A 19,663-nucleotide genomic window follows, 5' to 3' on the forward strand; every position below is an offset into this window, starting at 1 on the left:
TTTACTCCGCTTTGGCGTCTGCTTTGGCCGCGTTGGCCTGAGCCGGGCTGGCCGGCTTCTTGACGTTGGTGGCTTCGCTGACCTTGACCTCGACGCCCGGTCGCACGAACTGCAGCCCTTCGGTGATCAGGCGGTCGCCCGGGTTCAGGCCTTCCTCGATCAGCCAGTCGCTGCCCAGGGTGCGGCTGGCCTTGAGCTGGCGCAGTTCGACCTTGTTCTCCTGATTGACCACCAATGCGGTCGGCGCGCCCTTGAGGTCGCGGGTCACGCCCTGTTGCGGGGCCAGGATGGCGTTGGCGTTGACCCCGGCCTTGAGCCGCGCATGCACGAACATGCCGGGCAGCAGGGTGTGGTCGGGGTTGGGGAAGATCGCGCGCAGGGTGACGGAGCCGGTGGTCTCGTCGACCGCGACTTCGGAGAACTCCAGGCGACCCTGTTGCTTGAACAGGCTGCCGTCTTCCAGCACCAGCTGCACCTGGGCGGCGTTGTCGCCGGCCTTCTGCAGTTGGCCGCCTTCCAGGTCACGGCGCAGCTTGAGCAGCTCGGCGGTGGACTGGGTGACGTCGACGTAGATCGGGTCGAGCTGCTGGATGGTGGCCATGGCGTTGGTCTGGCCGTTGTTCACCAGGGCGCCTTCGGTGACCGAGGAGCGGCCGATACGGCCACTGATCGGAGCCAGCACCTTGGTGTAGCGCAGGTCGATCTGGGCGCTCTTGAGCGAGGCCTCGGCCTGCAATCGTTTGGCATTGGCGTCGTCGTACTCTTGCTTGGAGACGGCCTGCTCGTCGATCAGTTGCTTGTAGCGCTCGGCCAGCGAGCGGGTAGCCTGCAGGTTGGCCTGGGCGTTGGCCAGGGTCGCCTCGTAGACGGCCGGGTCGATCTGGTAGAGCTGCTGCCCTTCCTTGACGTCGGTGCCTTCCTTGAACAGGCGCTTGAGAATGATGCCGTTCACCTGCGGGCGAACCTCGGCCACACGGTAGGCGCTGGTGCGCCCCGGCAGTTCCGAGGTCAGGGTGAAGGCTTGCGGTTGCACGGTCACGACGCCGACCTGAGGAGCCTGCGGCGCAGGCGCTGCTTCCTCTTTCTTACAGCCACTGAGCAGGGTTGCCAGGGCCACGGCGGAAACCAGGGCGGTTACGGCTGGCTTGAATTGCATGAGGATCCTCGGGTCGCAGGAGCAAGGGAGCTCAAGAATATAGTGGAAGTGTCTTATGAGAAAAACGCTATCCGGTGGATAAATAGCTTGCTAAGGAATATACTTACATTCATGGTTGTTTGTAAATACCGTCGGTGAGTCGCCGCGGATCGTCCACATGCACCCGGGAGCGGCCCATGAAGCGCCTGCCCCGGCCTGATTCCCGCCCGCCGGATGCGCAGGCGGGGCCTGATGAGGTTGTACTGCCATGGTCCGTCGAACCAAAGAAGAAGCCCAGGAAACCCGCGCCCAGATCATCGAGGCGGCGGAGAAGGCCTTCTACAAGCGCGGGGTCGCGCGCACCACCCTGGCCGACATCGCCGAACTCGCGGGGGTGACCCGTGGGGCGATCTACTGGCATTTCAGCAACAAGGCGGAGCTGGTGCAGGCGCTGCTCGACAGCCTGCACGAAACCCACGATCACCTGGCCCGGGCCAGTGAAAGCGAGGACGAGCTCGACCCGCTCGGCTGCATGCGCAAGCTGTTGCTGCAAGTGTTCAACGAGCTGGTGCTCGATGCCCGTACCCGGCGTATCAATGAAATCCTGCATCACAAGTGCGAGTTCACCGACGACATGTGTGAGATTCGCCAGCAACGCCAGGGCGCGGTGCTGGACTGCCATCAGAGTATCGCCCTGGCCCTGGGCAATGCGGTACGTCGTGGCCAGTTGCCCGGGGAGCTCGATATCGATAGGGCTGCCGTGGCCATGTTTGCCTATGTGGATGGCCTGATCGGCCGCTGGCTGCTGTTGCCGGACAGCTTCGATCTGTTGGCCGATGTCGAAAAATGGGTCGATACCGGGCTGGATATGCTGCGCTTGAGCCCGGGCTTGCGCAAATGACACTTTGTTAAGGATTGTGAGGAAGTGTTACTCCTTTGCGATTAAGGGGGCGTTAATGACCTCTGTGGGCGCAGACCCTCAGCGCCCACGCAACTGCCTGTCCGGCAATGCCAGCGCCGCCAGCAGTCCGATCAGCGAAGCCCCGGCACTGACCAGCAACAGGTCGCGGAAGGTCTCCAGCAAACGCGCCTGCGTTTGCGGATCCGCCTCGCCCGCCTTGAGGCTGCCCAGCAACGGGTTGCCCACCATCTCCAAGCCGCCCTGATGCAGCAGCGCCAGCAGCAGGCTGGACATGCATGCCACCCCCATCGCCCCGCCGAGCGAGCGGAACAGGTTGGTGGTGCTGGTTGCGACGCCAATGTCCCGGCTGTCCACCGCACTTTGCGTGCCCACCAGCGACGTGGGGAACTGCAGGCCGCAGGCGATTCCGGTCAGCAGCATGAACAGCGCGCTGGGCAACCCCGACTGCGGCGGGGCCAGCGCCATGGCGGCGATGGCCAGCGGCATCAGCAGCGCACCGGTGAGGATTTGCGGCTTGAAGCGGCCGGTGCGGCTGGTCATGCGCCCGCCGGTGAAGGCGCCGATGGGCAGACCCATGGCCAGCGGCAGCAGGTGCAGCGCCGCGCTGTCGGCGCCGGCACCGGTAATGCCCTGGAAGCGCAGGGGCATGAGCATGGTCAGCGAGATTGACTGGAAACTGGCGAAGAAGATCACGCACCAGCACAGCACCGCGACCCGGTTGCCGAACAGGCCCAGCGGCAGCAGCGGCTCGCGGCAACGGCGCTCGTGGGCGATGAATGCCAGCAGCCCGAGCAGCGCGCAGCCCAGCAGCGCCATTACCTGCGGCGACAGCCAGGCATGCCCCTGGCCGACCAGGGTGATGCCCAGCAGCAGGCTGCCCAGGCCGAGGATCATCAGCAGTGCGCCGAGGTAGTCCACCCGGGCCTCGCGGCGCCTGACCGACAACCCCTCCAGCGCCCGATGGATCACCCACAGGGCCACCAGCCCCAGCGGCAGGTTGATCCAGAACACCCAGCGCCATGACAGGTACTCGGTCAGCCAGCCGCCGAGCACCGGCCCGGCGACACTGGCCAGGGCATACATGCTGCTGAAATAGCCCTGGTAGCGTCCGCGCTCGCGGGGCGGCACGAAGTCGCCGATGATCGCTTGGCTCACCGACACCATGCCGCCGGCGCCGATGCCCTGGAGCACCCGCGCCAGCACCAGTTGCGGCATGTCCTGGGCCAGGCCGCAGGCCACCGAGGCCAGGGTGAACAGGGCGGTGCCGGTGAGGATCATGCGCCGCCGGCCATACAGGTCGCCGAGCTTGCCGTAGATCGGCACCGCGATGGTCATGGCCACCATATAGCCGGAGATGACCCAGGCCAGCAGCCCGACATCATTGAACTGCGCGGAGATCGCCGGCATGGACACGGCGACGATGGTCTGGTCGAGGGCGCCGAGGAAGATCGCCAGCATCAGGGCGGTCAGGACGCTGCGCAGGACGGTGGGGGGCAGGGCGGCGGTCACGGTGGATACCTTGTGGTCAGAGCTGGCGCGATCGCGAGGCATCGTGGGAGGGGCTTGCTCCGCGATGGTCTCATTCATGGTGGTGCATTGTACCCTGAGTTACATAGCTACCTATGTACTCCATGCATCCCCTATGCAAGATCGGCATTGGCGCATTCATCCAGCGCTGCATGGCCGCGTGATATCGTGGCTGGGCCGCAGAGGCTGAAATCCGGGGGCTGCACCAGCATGGTGCAACCATTTGCCGCAGGGTTTCGCGTCGCTGTATGTCCACACCTTCTCTTCCTCTGCCTGCATGTCGAGCATGACCGCCCTGATGGCGACGGTTGGAACAGTCAGGTAGACCCGATTCAGGGGTCGGTTGTCAGCCGTTCACAAATTTCATTACAAGCGGAGTGATCATGCCCAAGGCTTCCCACCACGATCTGCGTTTTGCCTTCCGCGAACTGCTTGCTTCAGGTTCGTGCTATCACACCGCTTCGGTCTTCGACCCGATGTCCGCCCGTATCGCCGCGGACCTGGGCTTCGAAGTCGGCATCCTTGGCGGCTCGGTCGCCTCGTTGCAGGTCCTGGCCGCGCCGGACTTCGCCCTGATCACCCTCAGCGAGTTCGTCGAGCAGGCCACCCGCATCGGCCGCGTTGCCCAGTTGCCGGTACTGGCCGATGCCGACCACGGCTACGGCAATGCGCTCAACGTGATGCGCACGGTCATCGAGCTGGAGCGCGCCGGCGTGGCCGCGCTGACCATCGAGGACACCTTGCTGCCGGCCCAGTTTGGCCGCAAGTCCACCGACCTGATCCCGGTGGAGGAGGGCGTGGGCAAGATTCGCGCGGCGCTGGAGGCGCGTGTCGACTCGGCGCTGGCGATCATCGCCCGGACCAATGCCGGCGTGCTTACCACCGAGGAAATCATCGTCCGCACCCAGAGCTACCAGAAGGCCGGCGCCGACGGCATCTGCATGGTGGGGGTGAAGGACTTCGAGCAGTTGGAGCAGATCGCCGAGCACCTGAGCGTGCCGCTGATGCTGGTCACCTACGCCAACCCGAACCTGCGCGACGACGAGCGCCTGGCGCGCCTGGGCGTGCGCATCGTGGTCGATGGCCATGCCGCCTACTTCGCCGCGATCAAGGCCACCTACGACTGCCTGCGCCAGCAGCGTGGCCAGCAGCACAAGTCGGACAACCTCGGCGCCACCGAGCTTTCGCACATCTACACCCAGCCCGAGGACTACATCCGCTGGGCGAAAGAGTACATGAGCGTCGAGGAATGATCCTCTCTACCTGACGGCGCTCAGGGTGGCGCTGTGGGGAACGCAGTGCTCGTGGACGCAGCTGGCGGCCGCGTTGGGTTGGCTGCGCAGCAGCTCGACCCGCCAGCAGGCCGAGCCGTAGAGCCCGGCCACCGCGACCAGGGCGAAGACGAGGGCGCAACGCCTGGATTTGATGCTCATGGTGCGGACCTCCTGTTGGTGCAACAGGTGATACCTTCAAGCATAGGCCTTGTGCGCAGATCTGCATGGTCTGGACTCAGCTCAATCCCTTGTCCCACTCCGGCTCGTCGCCGAACCGCTGCGCCAGGAAGTCCAGCATGCTGCGCAGTGTCGCCGGCATGTGCTTGCGCGAGGTGTACACAGCGTTGAGCGTCAACTCTCGTGGTTTGGCGTACGGCAGCAACCGCACCAGGTCGCCATTGCGCAACGCGGCCGCCGCCTGGTAGGTGGGCAGCATGGCGATGCCGGCGTGGGCCAGGGCGGCTTTCTGCAGGGTCATGGCCTCGTTGGCGCTGATATTGCCCTGCACCGGCACGGCGACGTTCTGCCCGTCCACCTCGAAATGCCACAGGCTGTGACCGAAGTAAGCATGGGTCAGGCAGTTGTGCCGGCTCAGTTCCTCGACCTGGCGCGGCGTGCCGTGCTCGCGCAGGTAGGCGGGGCTGGCGCAGACCACCGAGCGGCACACGCTCAGGCGTCGGGCGATGAGGTTGGGATCGACGTCGTTGCTGGTGCGGATGGCCAGGTCGATGCGCTCGTCCACCAGGTTGACGGTGCGGTCGAGCATCTGCAGCTCCACCTTCACCCCGGGGTAGCGTTTGACATAGGCGGCCAGCGCATCCACCAGCTGGGCCTGGCCGAACGAAGTGCTGACGCTGATGCGCAGTTCACCGCGGGGGGCGTCGTCCGGCTGGCGCACGGCGTTCTGCAGGTCGCCGGCCAGCTCCAGCAGCTGGCGGCAGCGGGGCAGGGTCTCGAGGCCGGCGGCCGTCAGGCTGAGCTTGCGCGTGGTGCGCTGCATCAGGCGGGCGCCGACCCAGTCCTCCAGCTCTGCCAGGTAGCGTGATACCACGGGCCTGGAAAGCTCCAGATGATCCGCCGCGGCGGACTGGCTGCCCAGGTCGACGACGGTGACGAATACGCGCATGGCGTTGAGGCGGTCCATGATCTGTCCGATTTCAGAAACAAACTATGTTGAAGCATCGCATTTTTTGTATTGGTTCGGGCAACTAAGCTTGCCTGCATCGTCCCACTCACAGGATCTTGCGATGTCTCTTCTCACCCCCCTGCGCGGCCTGCTGCTGGCCTGTATAACCCTCGGCGGCCAGGCCATGGCCGGCGAACCGCTCAAGCTTGAAGCCTACAACCCTGGCCACGCGGCGATCTTCCCGGTCAGCTCGGTGATCGTCAGCGGCGCCCACGACGCCATCCTGGTCGACGCCCAGTTCGGCAAAGGCCAGGCCGAGCAGGTGGTCGAACGCCTGCGTGCCAGCGGCAAGCAGCTGACCACCATCTATGTCAGCCATGGCGACCCCGACTACTACTTCGGTCTGGACACCCTCACCCAGGCGTTTCCCAAGGCCCGGGTGGTCGCCTCGGCCGCCACGGTCGAGCACATCCGCAAGACCATGGACGCCAAGCTGGCCTACTGGGGCCCGCAGATGGGCGCGGACAAACCGGCACGCCTGGTGGTGCCGCAGGTCCTCGAGGGCAATCGCCTGGAGCTGGAAGGCCAGGCACTGGAGGTTGTCGGCCTGGACGGTCCACAGCCGGACCGCAGTTTCGTCTGGATTCCCTCGATCAAGGCAGTGGTCGGTGGTGTGGTGGTTTCCGAGCACATCCACGTGTGGATGGCCGACACCCAGACCGCGAAATCCCACGCCGACTGGCTGAGCACCCTGACGAAGATCGAGCAGCTCGCCCCGCGCACGGTGATCCCCGGGCATTACCTGGGCGACAGCAGCCGTTCGCTGGATGCGGTGCGCTTCACCGCCGGCTACATTCGTGATTTCGATACCGAAGCCGCCAAGGCCGCCGACTCCGCCGCGCTGATCGCGGCGATGAAGCAACGCTACCCGAACCTTGCCGACGAGAGCTCCCTGGAATTGGGGGCCAAGGTTGCCAAGGGCGAGATGAAGTGGTAATCCCTTTCAACCTGTTGGAGTGTTTCCCATGAGCAAGATCGCAATCATCGGCGCCACCGGGCGCGCCGGCAGCCAGTTGCTGGAAGAGGCCCTGCGTCGCGGCCACGGCGTGGTGGCCATCGCCCGGGATCCGGGCAAGCTGCAAGGCCGTGACGGCGTGACGGTCAAGGCCCTGGATGCCAAGGACAGTGCCGCCCTGCAGGCGGCCGTGGCGGGCTGCGACGCGGTGCTGAGCGCGGCGCATTTTTCCACCATCGAGCCGGGCGCGATCATCGAACCGGTCAAGCGGGCCGGGGTCAAGCGCCTGCTGGTGGTGGGCGGGGCCGGCAGCCTACTGCTGCCGTCCGGGCACCGGGTGATCGACAGCCCTGACTTCCCGGAGGCCTACAAGGCCGAGGCCAGTGCCGGGGTGCGCTTTCTCGAGACGCTGCGCCGCGAGCAGACCCTGGACTGGACCTTCCTGTCGCCGTCGGCGGAGTTCGTCGAAGGTGAGCGCAGCGGGCACTACGCCCTGGGCAAGGACCACCTGCTGATCGGCGCCGATGGCAAGAGCTGGATCACCTTTGCCGACTACGCGATCGCCATGCTCGACGAGCTGGAGAAACCGGCGCATTCGCGGGCACGGTTCACGGTCGGCTACTGAGTCGCGCGGTACCTGTAGGAGATCGCCCAGCCCTTGGGCTGCGCTGTCGCGTAGGGAACCGTCCCCTGTGGGAGCGGCCTTGCGTCGCGAAAGGGGTGCGAAGCGCCCCCCAGATCTGCGCATCAAGCTGATATTGCCGGGGCCGCTATGCGGCCCTTTCGCGACACAAGGCCGCTCCCACAGGGATCGCGCTAGCTTTAGCAGTTGAGCAAGACAGTTGCTCCTACATGGGGTACGCAAGGCTTGAGGCACGCGCTTGCAGCCACTCCATCAACTCGACCAGCCCTGCGGGCATGGTCTTCGACGGGCTCACCAGGTAATAGCCTTTCCCGGTCGTCACCTTGAGCTCGAATGGCATGCACAACCGACCCGCGCGCAGGTCGTCGCCGATCAGCGAGAAATCGCCGATGGCGATCCCTGTCCCCTGGGAAGCCATGGCCATCGCCATGTCCAGCGTCTCGAAATGCTGCTTCGGCCCCTGGGGCTCGAACCCGGCGTTGGCCGCCTGCAACCATAGCCGCCAGTCGTGTTCGTCCCGCGAGGGGTGCAGCAGCATCTGCCGCGCCAGGTCCTGCAACTGCAAGAGGTCGCTTGATACCGATGGCGCGCAGACCGGCGTCAGCTGTTCATCGAACAGCTTGCGTACCTGCAGCCCATGGTTCGGCGCCGCGCCATAGACCACGGCCGCATCGAAGCCCTCGCGGCGAAAATCCACGCCGTGCTGCACCGTGGTGGTCAACTCCACCGGCACGTCCGGGCGCAGTGCCTGCCATTCCAGCAAGCGTGGCAGCAGCCAGCGCATCACGCAGGTTGGCGCCTTGAGCTGCAGTGTCGTGCTGCGTCCGCCGACCTCGCGCACGCCTTGCTCGATCAGGGCGAAGACCTGCTGCACCCGGGGCAGCCAGTCCTGCCCTTCGCGGGTCAGGGCCAGGCCCCTGGCCTGGCGTTGGAACAACGCGTAGCCCAGATGCTCCTCGAGCCCGGCGATCTGCCGGCTGACCGCGCCCTGGGTGATATGCAGCTGTTGCGCGGCGCGGGTGAAGTTGCAGTGCCGGGCGGTCACCAGGAAGGTGTGCAAGGCGGGGAGAGGGGGCAGGCGTTTCATTGTGATAAGCCATGATGTGCGGTCATGGCTAGTATGTGTTTTTTTGCATTGTGGCGGTAGTCGGCGCTTGGTTCCATGAGCACAGGTCTCAACAAGAATCGGGTACTCGATGATGGCAACCTGTGGTGAAGTGCTGGTCAAACTCCTCGAAGGCTATGGCGTCGATCATGTCTTCGGCATTCCCGGCGTGCATACCGTGGAACTCTACCGCGGCCTGGCCGCCTCCTCGATCCGTCACATCACCCCGCGCCACGAGCAGGGTGCCGGGTTCATGGCCGATGGCTACTCGCGTACCCGGGGCAAGCCTGGGGTGTGCTTCATCATCACCGGCCCGGGCATGACCAACATCACCACCGCCATGGGCCAGGCCTATGCCGACTCGATCCCGATGCTGGTGATTTCCAGCGTGCAATCGCGCAGCCAGCTCGGCGGCGGGCGTGGAAAGCTGCATGAATTGCCCAACCAGGCCGGATTGGTCGCAGGCGTTGCGGCGTTCTCGCACACGCTGATGAGCGCCGATGACCTGCCCGAGGTGCTGGCCCGCGCCTTCGCCGTGTTCGATGGTGGCCGCCCACGCCCGGTGCATATCGAGATCCCGCTGGATGTGCTGGTGGAAGCCGCCGATCACCTGTTGCCGGGCCGCGTGGTGCGTACCACCCGTGCCGGCGCCGCGCCACTGACCGTGCAGCGCATGGCCGTGCGCCTGGCCAAGGCGCGGCGCCCGTTGATCCTGGCTGGTGGCGGTGCCCTGGAAGCTGGCGCCGGGCTGGCGCGGCTGGCCGAGCACCTGCAGGCGCCGGTGGCGCTGACCATCAACGCCAAGGGGTTGTTGCCCGCGAACCATCCGCTGCAGATCGGCTCGACCCAGACCCTGCCGGCCACCCGTGCGCTGGTGGCCGAGGCCGACGTGGTGCTGGCCATCGGCACCGAACTGGCCGAAACCGACTACGACGTGACCTTCAAGGGCGGTTTCGAGATCCCTGGCAGCCTGCTGCGGATCGACATCGACCCGGACCAGACGGTGCGCAACTACCTGCCCGAGCTGGCCCTGGTGGCCGATGCCGCGCAGGCTATTGAAGCGCTGTTGGTGGCCCTGAACCTGCAGGCGCAACCGCCGCGCGAAAGCGATTGGGGAGCGGCGCGGGCCGCCCGCCTGCGCCAGGACAACGCGGCCAGCTGGGACCAGCCGACCCTGAGCCAGACCCGCCTGTTGACCAGCATCCTGCAAACCCTGCCGGACGCCATCCTGGTGGGCGACTCGACCCAGCCGGTGTATACCGGCAACCTGACCCTGGACATGGCCAGGCCGCGTCGCTGGTTCAATGCCTCGACCGGTTACGGCACGCTGGGCTACGCGCTGCCGGCCGCCATGGGCGCCTGGCTGGGCAGCGCCGAGTCGCCCGCCGTACGCGCACCGGCGGTGTGTCTGATCGGTGACGGCGGGCTGCAGTTCACCCTGCCTGAGCTTGCCAGCGCTGTCGAGGCGCAGGTGCCGCTGATCGTGCTGCTGTGGAACAACCAGGGGTACGAGGAAATCAAGAAGTACATGGTCAACCGGGCGATCGAGCCGGTCGGCGTGGACATCCATACCCCGGACTTCATTGGTGTGGCGCGGGCGTTGGGGGCCGAGGCCGAGGACGTGGGTGATGTGGCGCAACTGCAGGCAGCGTTGGGCAGGGCGGTGGAGCGCAGGGGACCGACCTTGATCCAGGTGGATCAAGGTCAGTGGCAGCGGGCGGTTCAGGGCTGAAGCTGCAGCGAGGGCTTTGCCCTCGATCGCGGGGCAAGCCCGCTCCTACAGTCGCCCGATGTTTGTCTCTTTTCAGCTGGCGCTGGCGCGCAGGCGCGCCACGTCGCGAATCGGCGGCGCGCCGTACAGGCGGCTGTACTCGCGGCTGAACTGCGACGGGCTTTCATAGCCTACCCGGTAGCCAGCCACCGCGGCCTCCAGCCCGTCGTTGAGCATCAGTCGCCGCGCCTCCTGCAGGCGCAACTGCTTCTGGTACTGCAACGGGCTCATCGAGGTCACCGCCTTGAAGCGGTGGTGCAAGGTCGAGGTGCTGAGGTTGACCTCTCGCGCCAGGTCCTCGATGCGCAGGGGCTCCTGGTAATGCCGGTTGAGCCAGGCGATGGCCTGGCATACCCGGTGGGTCTGGCTGCTGGACAGGGCGATCTCGCACAGGCGCCAGCCCTGGGGGCCACGCAGCACGCGATACATCAGTTCGCGGCGCACCAGTGGGGCGAGCACGGCAATATCTCGTGGGCTGTCGAGCAGGCGGACCAGGCGCAGCAGCGTGTCGAGCAACTGCGGATCGCTTTTCTCCACGAACAATCCGCGTCCGGAAGACTGACCGGGTACCAGTATCGGCCCGCTCTCGGCGATCAGCTGGCTGATCTGCGCCGGGTCGATGTCCAGGCGCAAGCCCAGGCAGGGGTTCTCGGGGCTGGCTTCGAGCAGGGCGCCGGTGATGGGCAGCGTTACCGAGACCACCATGTAGTGCAGCGGGTCGTAGGTATAGCGCTCGTCGCCCAGGAACAATGTCTTGCTGCCCTGGGCCAGGATGCACAAAGCCGGTTGCGCCAGGGCCGGCATGCCGCGCACATCTTCTTCATAGCGGGTCAGGTACAGGTCTTCGATGGCTGAGACCGCGCCATAGGGGCCATTGGCGTGACGTCGGATCAGCCCGGCCAGCTCCTGGCGTTGCTGTTCCAGAAGCGGATCGAGGGGCGTGGATGAACTCATGGCGGGATTCCTCTACTGACCGACGCAGCATAGGTTTGGGCAATGGCAGGCGCTAGTCGAAAGCTGCAGATCGATTGCCTGATCCTGCCGCGTTGCAGGATCAGGCAATCGGCCGACAGTAATGGCCTAACGTCCCGCGCGGGCGAGCCTCTAACCTTGGCAGCCTGGTTTTCCCGTCCGTAGCGCTTCAAGGAGATCGTTCATGACCCAGCAGCAACCGGTCACACACCTGGCTTTCATCCGCGCCAGCAACGGTCGTTCCGCGGAACTCGGCGTGCGCCTGCGCGACTTGCTCGAGCCGTCGCGACGTGCGCCGGGCTGCCTGAGCTTCAGCGTGCAGCGCTCGCAGGTCGATGCCGACCTGTGGCTGCTCAGCGGCAGCTGGTGCGACCAGCAGGCGATGAGTGGCTATTTCGCCTCGCCCACCCTCGACGTATTTGGTGAGCTGGTGCAGGAGCAGGTGGTCAGCAGCCTGGACCTGCATACGTTTGCCTAACGTGTAGAATGCCGCCCCTCGATCACACAGGCGCAGAGTGACATGGCACGTAGAGAATTCCCCCACTTCGAAGCGGTTTCGGCAATGGTCCCGGTGCAAGGCGGCGGCTACCACGCGGCGATCGCCGTGAAGGCCCTGGTCATGGGCGGCGCGCCGCGCTTTCACAAAGTGCTGGACGGGCAGGTGTTCCAGTCGGCGATCGCGGCCGACGAGGCCGCTTGTGCCGAACTCGAACGCCTGCAGGGCTTGGGCGAGGAAGGTGAACTGATCTTCTGATCAGACCTGAGGCCGAGCCATCTTGAACAGCTCGCCCAGCGCGAAATAGTCGGCCGGGCCGCCGCCACGCAGGATCGGCTCGGCGGCGGCGGTGTCGTAGATGCCGTCCTTCAACAGGTGCTCGGCAATGTGTACCGCGACCACCTCACCGAGGATCAGCCAACTGGGCACCAGCTGCTGGTCGGCGCGCGTGAGCTGGACGATCTGGCTCACCTTGCATTCGAAGCTCACCGGGCTTTCGCCCACACGTGGCACCTTGACCACATTCGAGGCCGCCGGGGTGAGGCCACTGAGCGAGAATTCGTCGACATCCGCCGCCACGGCGGCGCAGCTCTGGTTCATCTGCTGCGCGAGCGGGCGGGTGGCCAGGTTCCAGACGAACTCACCGGTCTGCTCGATGTTGTTCAGGCTGTCTTTGCGCCCGACGCTGCAGAAACCGATGATCGGGGGGATGTAGTTGAAGGCGTTGAAGAAGCTGTAGGGCGCCAGGTTCAGGCGGCCTTCGCGGTCGTGGCTGGAGATCCAGCCGATGGGCCGTGGGCCGACGATGGCGTTGAACGGGTCGTGGGGCAGGCCGTGGCCTTTGGCGGGTTCGTAGTAGTACATCTGCGCAAGGCCGAGAGGCCCTTCCTGGTGGGGGACAAGGCGCCTAGTGTGCCAAGGCTTGGCCCGGCTGCAAATGATCAAGCCCGGCCAAGGCCGGGCTGGTTGCGCGCATCAGCGATCAGCTGATGCGGTGGCCGTTGGTGCGGTCGAAGCCGTCTTCGGCGAAGCGCTGGCCGCCGGTGCGGTCGAAGCCGTCTTCGGCGAAGCGCTGGCCGCCGGTGCGGTCGAAGCCGTCTTCGGCGAAGCGCTGGCCGCCGGTGCGATCAAAGCCATCTTCAGCAAAGCGCTGGCCGTTGGTGCGGTCGAAGCCATCTTCTGCGTAGGTAGCCGACTGACTCTGCACGGCAGCGAAGGTGTGGGCGCCGGTACGGTCGAAACCGTCTTCGGCGAAGGCGCCAGTGGCCAGAACAGAGAGGGCGAGGGTGAGGATCAGTTGGTTTTTCATGGTCGTTGCTCCGGTGGGGTGCTTGGGGGTGTTGTTTCTATGGATTCAATGCTACGCCTATTAAATTGATTAAAAAGCGCAAAAAATAGCGAATTAAAATCGATTATATCGATTGATTGTGGCGCGGGTAATTTCAGGAAGCTGCCATTGGCGCCCCAGCCACCGCCCAGCGCCGTTCCCCTCGGTTTCGCAAGGGCAGGTCAGTGGCAGGGCCATTTCAGAATGGGCCCAGGCAGTTAATTGGGAATTAAGGGAAGAAGCGGCTTTCCATGAGATGGCTACCTGTTACCAGTGACGTGAGGTGCAGCGGGGAGCGAGCTGTGCAGGGCGCTCATTGATCAACCTCGCTCAAGTCTCCTGGGTATTCACCGTGTAGCGAGTGCTGCGCCCGCCGCCGGGCAGACGAACCAGGCAGTGTTTGTCCAGCAGGTCGGCAAGGTGCCGGGTGGCCGTGGCCTTGGAGACCTTGGCCACCGCCTGGTACTGGCTGGCGCTGATACCGGCCTCGAACCCGCGAGGCCCTCCATCGAGCAGGCGGTTGAGCACCTTGACCTGTTCGGGCAACAAGCCGTCGCCACGATGGATCAGCCAGAAGCGTGCCTTGGCCAGCACCCGGTCGATGCGCACCAGCGCTTGCTGGAGGCTGCGTAGCAAGGTGGCAAGGAACCAGGCCAGCCATTGTGTGACGTCCAGACCGCCGCGCTGACTGCTTTCAAGGACTGCGTAGTAGCCGGCCCGGTCTTCCAGGATGCTGCTGGACATGGCGTAGAAACGGACCGCCCGCTGCTCGCCCTGGGCCAATGCCAGGTCTGTGATGGCGCGGGCCAGGCGGCCATTGCCATCGGCGAAGGGGTGCAGGGTGACAAACCAGAAATGGGCGAGCCCCGCACGTAGCAGGGGGTCGAGTTGCCGATCGCTGCGGCTGTTTTCGAACCAGTCGAGGAACTGCCGCACCCGCTGCTCCAGGCCGGCACGCGGCGGTGCTTCGAAATGCACCCTGGGTTTGTCGATACGCCCCGATACCACTTGCATCGGGGCATCGTCGCGCCATTCACCGACTGGCAGGGGCAATGCGAGTGAATCGTCATGTTCGGGGAACAGCCAGCAGTGCCACAGGAACAGGCGTTGCTGATCCAGTGGCCGAACATAGCCCATGGCCGCATCCACCATCAATTCGGCCAGGCCCTCGCTGCGTGTCGTGGTCGTTCCTGGTTCGGCAATCCCGAGCCGGCGGGCCAGGGAAGAGCGAACGGATTCCACATTGAGCTGCTCACCCTCGATGGCCGAGGACGTGACAATGTTCTGCAGCAGGGTATCGAGCGTATCGAGGTTGGCATTGGCCTCGGTTACCGCTCCCGCTCTGCCCAGCAGGCAGCCCTGCGCCTGGACGCAGTCCCTAAGCAAGGTTGCCAGTTGCGACGCATCCCAACGAAAGTCGGGCCAGTCGGCCTGCTGCCAGACCCAGAAGGTGTCTGCAGCCGTGTGCGCTTTTGGGGTCATGAGCCAAATAATAGCGCCATTCGGCTCATGGTGTGAGCCGAATAGTGCTGTTATTCGGCTCACAATCCATTAAAAAGGGCGCCCCGTCATCCGGGGCGCCCCTTTTCACGTTCGGCGAGCAGGGATCAGTCGGTGGTGATCCGCGAATGCTGCTTGGTGTCCTTCATGGTCGCGTACACCAGCAGCGAGCAGGCGATGCAAGCGGTGACGTACCAGTAGAAGCCGGTTTCCATGCCGATGCTCTTGAACCACAAGGCCACGTACTCGGCGGTGCCGCCGAAGATCGACACGGTCAGTGCGTACGGCAGGCCGACGCCCAGGGCGCGGATTTCGGTAGGGAACAGCTCGGCCTTCACCACGGCGTTGATCGAGGTGTAGCCGCTGACGATGATCAGCGCGGCCATGATCAGGAAGAACGCGCCCCACCAAGTCTGGATGGTGTGCAGGGTGCTGAGGATCGGCACGGTGAACAAGGTGCCGAGCACGCCGAAGGCGATCAGGATCGGGCGCCGGCCGATCTTGTCGGACAGGCCGCCGATCACCGGCTGCAGGCACATGAACAGGAACAGCGTGGCCGCCGAGATGGTGGTCGAGTCGCTGATGCTCATGCCCACGGTGTTGACCAGGTACTTCTGCATGTAGGTGGTGTAGGTGTAGAAGGCCAGGGTACCGCCCATGGTCAGGCCGACCACGGTCATCAGTTCCTTGGGATGGCGCAGCAGGGTGCGCATCAGGTTTTCCTTGGATTTTTCCTTCTTGGTGAAGGACGCGGTCTCTTCCATGCCGCGACGCAGGTACAGGGCGACCACCGCGCACAGCGCGCCGATCACGAACGGCACGCGCCAGCCCCAGGCATACAGCTCTTCGGTGGTCAGCGTGTTCTGCAGGACGATCAGCACCGCCAGGGCGATGAGCTGACCCGAGATCAAGGTGACGTACTGGAAGCTTGAGAAGAACCCACGGCGTTCCTTGCTGGCCATCTCGCTGAGGTAGGTGGCCGAGGTGCCGTACTCACCACCAACCGACAGGCCCTGCATCAGGCGGGCGATGACCAGCAGGATCGGCGCGGCGACACCGATGGTCTCGTAACCCGGCGTCAGGGCGATGACCAGGGAACCCGCGCACATCAGCAGCACCGAAGCCATCAGTGCCGCCTTGCGGCCCTTGCGGTCGGCGTACAGGCCCATCAGCCAGCCGCCGATCGGGCGCATGAGGAAGCCCACGGCGAAGATCGCGGCTGTGTTGAGCAGTTGGGCGGTGGTGTCGCCGGCGGGGAAGAAGGCCTTGGCGAAGTACAGCGAGAATGCGGCGTAGACGTACCAGTCGTACCATTCGACCATGTTGCCGATGGAACCACTGAAGATCGATTTGAGGCGGCTGGCGGTGGACTTTTGCGCGGCGGGCGCAACGGCCGCCCCGGTGGGCAGAGTGCTGGCGTTATCCATCAGGGATACCTTCTCGTTGTTTTTGTGGAGCGCGCTCGAGGCGCAGCTTGAGAAGGGTTTTGCAGGAGGTGTGCCAGATGAGTGCGTGGTGATCCATTTGGGGGAGCCTTGCGCCCATCGCTGGCAAGCCAGCTCCCACACAGACCGCGTCTTGCCTGGTGTGCACGGTAACCTGTGGGAGCTGGCTTGCCAGCGATGGGCTGCAAAGCAACGCCTTTGATGCAGAGATGGATGGGCGGTTTCCCGCTCATTGATGCAGGTTGATAGGCGGAAATCCGCTCACTCGCTGCCGAGAAAGTCCTCTCTCACCAACCCATGCCGCTGCATCTTTTCATTGAGTGTGCGCCTCGGCAGTTGCAACGCCTCCATCACGCCCTTGATCTCACCTTTGTGCTGACGCAATGCGGCGCGCAGGCACTGGGCCTCGAACGCTTCCATCTGCCCGACCAGGGATTGCCCGCCGGACTCGATCTCCAAGGCCGGCGAGCCCAGCCCCAAGGCATGCCGTTCGGCGGCATTGGCCAGCTCGCGTACATTGCCCGGCCAATCGTGAGCCAGCAGGCGTGCCAGCTGCACGCCGCTCAACGGTGGAGCGCTGCGCCCCAGGCGTTCGGCGGCTGCGCGGGCGAAATGCTCGAACAGCAGCGGGATGTCCTCGCGCCGTTCGCGCAGGGGCGCCAGGCGCAGCTCGGCGACGTTCAGGCGGTAGGCCAAATCCTCGCGGAACCGCCCGGCGCGGGCTTCCTCGAGCAGATCCGGCTTGGTCGCGGCGATGATGCGCAGGTCGACACTGATGCTCTGGTTGGCGCCCAGCCGCTCAAGCTTCTGCTCCTGGATCACCCGCAGCAGCTTGGCCTGCTGGGCCAGGGGCATGCTCTCGATTTCGTCGAGGAACACGGTACCGCCATTGGCGTACTCCAGTTTGCCGATTCGCTTGCCCTGGGCACCGGTGAACGCGCCACTTTCATGGCCGAACAGCTCGGCCTCGAACAATGTTTCGGGAATGGCCGCGCAGTTGAGGGCGACGAAGGGTTTGTCGGCGCGCGGGCCGAAGTCGTGCAGGCAGCGCGCCACGCGCTCCTTGCCGCTGCCGGTTTCACCGCGGATCAGCACGTTGACCGGCAGGCCGGCCAGCTCCAGCACCTGGCGGCGCAGTTGCTGCAACCCCTGGGACATGCCCAGCAGGGTGTTTTCCAGCTGCGCCTTGAGGTCGGCCTGTTCATGCAGGCGGCGGTTCTCCAGGACCAGTTGGCGCTTTTCCAGGGCCCGGTGCAGGCTGCCCATCAGGTGCTGCGGGGTGAAGGGTTTTTCCAGAAAGTCATAGGCGCCATTGCGCATCGCTTCCACGGCCATGGGCACGTCGCCATGGCCGGTGAGCAGGATCACCGGCAGGTCAGGGTCGCTCGCCTGCAACCGTTCGAGCAACTGCAGGCCGGACATGCCGGGCATGCGTACGTCGCTGAGGATCACCCCGGGGAAGTGCGGCTCGAGTTTGTCCAGGCAGTCCTCGGCACGGGCGAACAGCCGCACGTCGAAGCCCGACAGGCTCAGCCACTGTTCCACCGCGGTGCGGATGCTCGCTTCATCGTCGACGACGATCACCGAATTCAACATACAGGCTCCAGGTCGCGGGGCAGGGTGAGGCTGAAGCGGGCACCGCCCGGCAGGTTCTCGACCTGCAGGCGGCCACCGGCGTCGATGACGATGCCATAGGAGATGGCCAGGCCCAGGCCCAGCCCTTCACCTACCGGCTTGGTGGTGAAGAACGGATCGAAGACCCGGTCCAGGTCGCAGTCGAGGATGCCGCCGCCGGAATCGAGCACGCTCAGGCGCCATTGCCCATCGTCGGCCTCGATGCGGATCTCCAGGCGTTTGTAGCGCTTGTCGGCCATGGCGTCGATGGCGTTGCGCAGCAGGTTGATCAGCACTTGCTCCAGGCGGATCGCGTCGCCGCGGACCCAGGCCGGGCGTGCCAGGTACAGCGCCACTTCGACGCCTTCGGCGCGGATGCGGGTGTCCAGCAGGTGCAACGCCTGGTCGACCACCGTGGCCAGGTCCAGGCGTTCGCGCAGGCCGCCGGGGCTGTTGCGGGCGAAGGTCTTCAGGTGACCGGTGAGCGCGGCCATGCGGGTCAGCATCTGCTCCAGCGGCTCCAGGGCCTGGCGGGCTTCGTCATGGCGACCATGGTCGAGCAGCAGGCGCAGGGTTTCCAGCTGCATGCGCTGGGTGGTCAGCGGCTGGTTGATTTCGTGGGCCAGTGCCGCCGACATCTGCCCCAGTGCCGCCAGCTTGGCCGATTGCACCAGGCCTTCCTGGGCGGTATGCAGCTCGCGGGTGCGCTCCTCGACCAGGCGCTTGAGCTCTTCGCGGCTGCGTTGGCGCAGGCGGGCCAGGCGCAGGCGCTGGCTGACGAACAGTGCGGCGAACACCAGGCTCAGCCAGATCGCCGCGGCGGCGAGGGCGGCGTTGCGCCCGTCCTCGGCGACCTGCGGCTTGCGCAGCAGGTGCAGGGTCCAGCCTTCGGCTTCCAGCGGCAGGCGCTCCCACAGGTACTCGGCGGTGCCATCCGGGCCTTGCACGCGGGTCAGGTGGCTGGTGTCGGTGAAGCGGGTCAGGGCCTGGTGCTGCAGGGGCACCAGCGGTTGCTTGTCGTATTGGCGGGTTTCGGCCAGTTCGGCGCGGTCGGCGCCGGACAGCGGTTGCAGCTCGCGGTAGCGCCAGCCGTCCTGGTTGGCGATGAAAGTGATGCCTCGGGCATCGCTGACCAGCAGGATATCGCTGCCCTGGCGCCACTCGCGCTCGAGCTCCGGGAACTCAAGCTTGACCACCATGGCGCCAAGGAAGCGGCCGTGTTCGTCGTTTACCGCGCTGGACAGGAAGTAGCCCGGTACGCCGCTGGTCACGCCGACGGCATAGAACCGGCCGCTGCCCTGGCTGCGGGTCTGCTTGAAATAGGGGCGAAAGCCGTAGTTGGAGCCGACATAGGTGGTCGGCAGGCGCCAGTTGCTGGCGGCGATGGCCAGGCCCGTGCGGTCGAGCAGCTCCAGGGTGGAGGAGTTGGCGGCGCCGTTGATGCGTTCGAGCTTGCGGTTCAGGGCGTCCTGCACCGGCTCGGTGACCGGGCCGCGCAGGGCCGCGATCAGTTCCGGGTCGAGCGCCAGCACTGCTGGCAGGGCGCGGTAGCGCTCGATCAGGGTGTGCAGGGCGTTGGCGTACAGGCCCAACTGCTCGCTGGCCCGGCGGGCGTCGGTTTCCATGGCCTGGCGCTTGGCCTGGTGCATGGCCCAGCCGGCGCTGAGGGTGGTGCCGACCAGGATCAGCAGGATGATCAAGCCCAGGCGCAGGGCGCGGAAGGATGAGGGCATGGGGCGGATCCGGGATCTCGGTTGTCTGTGCCGGCCTCATCGTGGGGCAAGCCCGCTC

General features: G+C 65.5%; 19 protein-coding genes. 7 read left to right on the forward strand and 12 right to left on the reverse strand.

Going from position 1 to position 19,663, the window contains the following annotated elements:
• Position 1 precedes the first annotated feature (1 nt).
• Entirely contained in the window at positions 2-1,156 is a 1,155-nt protein-coding gene (ttgA, locus tag DMX06_RS12335) for a toluene efflux RND transporter periplasmic adaptor subunit TtgA (RefSeq protein ID WP_110737409.1), read from the reverse strand.
• Between the two features lie 247 nt (positions 1,157-1,403).
• Here ttgA and ttgR point away from each other — a divergent pair, with 247 nt between their 5' ends.
• On the forward strand, positions 1,404-2,036 hold the full coding sequence (ttgR, locus tag DMX06_RS12340) for an efflux transport transcriptional regulator TtgR (RefSeq protein ID WP_028690203.1): 633 nt from the start codon (positions 1,404-1,406) through the stop codon (positions 2,034-2,036).
• Positions 2,037-2,114: 78 nt separating this feature from the next.
• Here the strand turns inward: ttgR and DMX06_RS12345 are convergent, their stop codons facing one another.
• Positions 2,115-3,566 (reverse strand): MDR family MFS transporter, encoded by a 1,452-nt coding sequence (locus DMX06_RS12345; RefSeq protein WP_110737542.1) that lies wholly within the window; start codon positions 3,564-3,566, stop codon positions 2,115-2,117.
• A 401-nt stretch (positions 3,567-3,967) separates the two neighbouring features.
• On the opposite strand from DMX06_RS12345, the gene DMX06_RS12350 reads away from it, so the two are divergent.
• On the forward strand, positions 3,968-4,837 hold the full coding sequence (locus DMX06_RS12350; protein ID WP_110737412.1) for an isocitrate lyase/PEP mutase family protein: 870 nt from the start codon (positions 3,968-3,970) through the stop codon (positions 4,835-4,837).
• Between the two features lie 6 nt (positions 4,838-4,843).
• On the opposite strand, the gene DMX06_RS26310 is transcribed toward DMX06_RS12350, so the two are convergent.
• Positions 4,844-5,017, reverse strand: a complete 174-nt coding sequence (locus DMX06_RS26310; protein WP_177330819.1) for a hypothetical protein — start codon at positions 5,015-5,017, stop codon at positions 4,844-4,846.
• Positions 5,018-5,093: 76 nt separating this feature from the next.
• Positions 5,094-6,002, reverse strand: a complete 909-nt coding sequence (locus DMX06_RS12355) for a LysR family transcriptional regulator (RefSeq protein WP_110737414.1) — start codon at positions 6,000-6,002, stop codon at positions 5,094-5,096.
• 103 nt (positions 6,003-6,105) lie between these two features.
• Here DMX06_RS12355 and DMX06_RS12360 point away from each other — a divergent pair, with 103 nt between their 5' ends.
• On the forward strand, positions 6,106-6,981 hold the full coding sequence (locus tag DMX06_RS12360) for an MBL fold metallo-hydrolase (protein WP_110737417.1): 876 nt from the start codon (positions 6,106-6,108) through the stop codon (positions 6,979-6,981).
• A 28-nt stretch (positions 6,982-7,009) separates the two neighbouring features.
• Complete coding sequence (locus DMX06_RS12365) at positions 7,010-7,624, forward strand: NAD(P)-dependent oxidoreductase (RefSeq protein ID WP_110737419.1); 615 nt, start codon at positions 7,010-7,012, stop codon at positions 7,622-7,624.
• Positions 7,625-7,847: 223 nt separating this feature from the next.
• Here DMX06_RS12365 and DMX06_RS12370 read toward each other — a convergent pair whose 3' ends face one another.
• Entirely contained in the window at positions 7,848-8,729 is an 882-nt protein-coding gene (locus tag DMX06_RS12370) for a LysR substrate-binding domain-containing protein (RefSeq protein ID WP_110737422.1), read from the reverse strand.
• Positions 8,730-8,841: 112 nt separating this feature from the next.
• On the opposite strand from DMX06_RS12370, the gene DMX06_RS12375 reads away from it, so the two are divergent.
• Positions 8,842-10,479, forward strand: coding sequence for a 5-guanidino-2-oxopentanoate decarboxylase (locus DMX06_RS12375; RefSeq protein WP_110737544.1), 1,638 nt, complete (start codon positions 8,842-8,844; stop codon positions 10,477-10,479).
• 72 nt (positions 10,480-10,551) lie between these two features.
• Here the strand turns inward: DMX06_RS12375 and DMX06_RS12380 are convergent, their stop codons facing one another.
• A complete protein-coding gene (locus DMX06_RS12380; protein WP_110737424.1) occupies positions 10,552-11,472 on the reverse strand; it encodes an AraC family transcriptional regulator in 921 nt (306 codons plus the stop codon).
• A gap of 202 nt (positions 11,473-11,674) precedes the next feature.
• Here DMX06_RS12380 and DMX06_RS12385 point away from each other — a divergent pair, with 202 nt between their 5' ends.
• Together DMX06_RS12385 and DMX06_RS12390 are read left to right on the forward strand one after the other, a co-directional pair.
• Positions 11,675-11,968: a putative quinol monooxygenase gene (locus DMX06_RS12385; RefSeq protein ID WP_050703928.1), complete on the forward strand. Its 294-nt coding sequence runs from the start codon at positions 11,675-11,677 to the stop codon at positions 11,966-11,968.
• 42 nt (positions 11,969-12,010) lie between these two features.
• The gene (locus tag DMX06_RS12390) at positions 12,011-12,244 is read left to right on the forward strand and encodes a hypothetical protein (protein ID WP_110737426.1); all 234 of its coding nucleotides are present in this window, start codon (positions 12,011-12,013) and stop codon (positions 12,242-12,244) included.
• Here the strand turns inward: DMX06_RS12390 and DMX06_RS12395 are convergent, their stop codons facing one another.
• From DMX06_RS12395 to DMX06_RS12420, 6 genes are all read right to left on the reverse strand, one after another.
• Positions 12,245-12,850 (reverse strand): flavin reductase family protein, encoded by a 606-nt coding sequence (locus DMX06_RS12395; protein ID WP_110737429.1) that lies wholly within the window; start codon positions 12,848-12,850, stop codon positions 12,245-12,247.
• Between the two features lie 118 nt (positions 12,851-12,968).
• Positions 12,969-13,295 (reverse strand): hypothetical protein, encoded by a 327-nt coding sequence (locus tag DMX06_RS12400; protein WP_110737431.1) that lies wholly within the window; start codon positions 13,293-13,295, stop codon positions 12,969-12,971.
• Between the two features lie 348 nt (positions 13,296-13,643).
• On the reverse strand, positions 13,644-14,795 hold the full coding sequence (locus tag DMX06_RS12405; RefSeq protein WP_110737434.1) for a Fic family protein: 1,152 nt from the start codon (positions 14,793-14,795) through the stop codon (positions 13,644-13,646).
• A gap of 125 nt (positions 14,796-14,920) precedes the next feature.
• Positions 14,921-16,240 (reverse strand): MFS transporter, encoded by a 1,320-nt coding sequence (locus DMX06_RS12410; protein ID WP_110737436.1) that lies wholly within the window; start codon positions 16,238-16,240, stop codon positions 14,921-14,923.
• A gap of 279 nt (positions 16,241-16,519) precedes the next feature.
• The gene (locus tag DMX06_RS12415; protein ID WP_110737438.1) at positions 16,520-17,854 is read right to left on the reverse strand and encodes a sigma-54-dependent transcriptional regulator; all 1,335 of its coding nucleotides are present in this window, start codon (positions 17,852-17,854) and stop codon (positions 16,520-16,522) included.
• Entirely contained in the window at positions 17,848-19,605 is a 1,758-nt protein-coding gene (locus DMX06_RS12420) for an ATP-binding protein (protein WP_110737441.1), read from the reverse strand. Before DMX06_RS12420 ends, DMX06_RS12415 begins: the two co-directional genes overlap by 7 nt.
• Between the last annotated feature and the right edge of the window lie 58 nt (positions 19,606-19,663).

The sequence above is a fragment of the Pseudomonas mosselii genome (assembly GCF_003205295.1).
Classification (GTDB): domain Bacteria; phylum Pseudomonadota; class Gammaproteobacteria; order Pseudomonadales; family Pseudomonadaceae; genus Aquipseudomonas; species Aquipseudomonas mosselii_B.

Bases quoted from the DNA above. Each gene is read 5' to 3' on its own strand.
- DMX06_RS12375 (WP_110737544.1), top strand. From the start codon at position 8,842: ATGGCAACCTGTGGTGAAGTGCTGGTCAAACTCCTCGAAGGCTATGGC.
- DMX06_RS12365 (WP_110737419.1), top strand. From the start codon at position 7,010: ATGAGCAAGATCGCAATCATCGGCGCCACCGGGCGCGCCGGCAGCCAG.
- ttgA (WP_110737409.1), bottom strand. From the start codon at position 1,156: ATGCAATTCAAGCCAGCCGTAACCGCCCTGGTTTCCGCCGTGGCCCTG.
- DMX06_RS12405 (WP_110737434.1), bottom strand. From the start codon at position 14,795: ATGACCCCAAAAGCGCACACGGCTGCAGACACCTTCTGGGTCTGGCAG.
- DMX06_RS12395 (WP_110737429.1), bottom strand. From the start codon at position 12,850: ATGTACTACTACGAACCCGCCAAAGGCCACGGCCTGCCCCACGACCCG.
- DMX06_RS12385 (WP_050703928.1), top strand. From the start codon at position 11,675: ATGACCCAGCAGCAACCGGTCACACACCTGGCTTTCATCCGCGCCAGC.
- DMX06_RS12360 (WP_110737417.1), top strand. From the start codon at position 6,106: ATGTCTCTTCTCACCCCCCTGCGCGGCCTGCTGCTGGCCTGTATAACC.
- DMX06_RS12355 (WP_110737414.1), bottom strand. From the start codon at position 6,002: ATGGACCGCCTCAACGCCATGCGCGTATTCGTCACCGTCGTCGACCTG.
- DMX06_RS12390 (WP_110737426.1), top strand. From the start codon at position 12,011: ATGGCACGTAGAGAATTCCCCCACTTCGAAGCGGTTTCGGCAATGGTC.
- DMX06_RS12380 (WP_110737424.1), bottom strand. From the start codon at position 11,472: ATGAGTTCATCCACGCCCCTCGATCCGCTTCTGGAACAGCAACGCCAG.
- DMX06_RS26310 (WP_177330819.1), bottom strand. From the start codon at position 5,017: ATGAGCATCAAATCCAGGCGTTGCGCCCTCGTCTTCGCCCTGGTCGCG.
- DMX06_RS12410 (WP_110737436.1), bottom strand. From the start codon at position 16,240: ATGGATAACGCCAGCACTCTGCCCACCGGGGCGGCCGTTGCGCCCGCC.
- DMX06_RS12350 (WP_110737412.1), top strand. From the start codon at position 3,968: ATGCCCAAGGCTTCCCACCACGATCTGCGTTTTGCCTTCCGCGAACTG.
- DMX06_RS12400 (WP_110737431.1), bottom strand. From the start codon at position 13,295: ATGAAAAACCAACTGATCCTCACCCTCGCCCTCTCTGTTCTGGCCACT.
- DMX06_RS12420 (WP_110737441.1), bottom strand. From the start codon at position 19,605: ATGCCCTCATCCTTCCGCGCCCTGCGCCTGGGCTTGATCATCCTGCTG.
- DMX06_RS12370 (WP_110737422.1), bottom strand. From the start codon at position 8,729: ATGAAACGCCTGCCCCCTCTCCCCGCCTTGCACACCTTCCTGGTGACC.
- ttgR (WP_028690203.1), top strand. From the start codon at position 1,404: ATGGTCCGTCGAACCAAAGAAGAAGCCCAGGAAACCCGCGCCCAGATC.
- DMX06_RS12415 (WP_110737438.1), bottom strand. From the start codon at position 17,854: ATGTTGAATTCGGTGATCGTCGTCGACGATGAAGCGAGCATCCGCACC.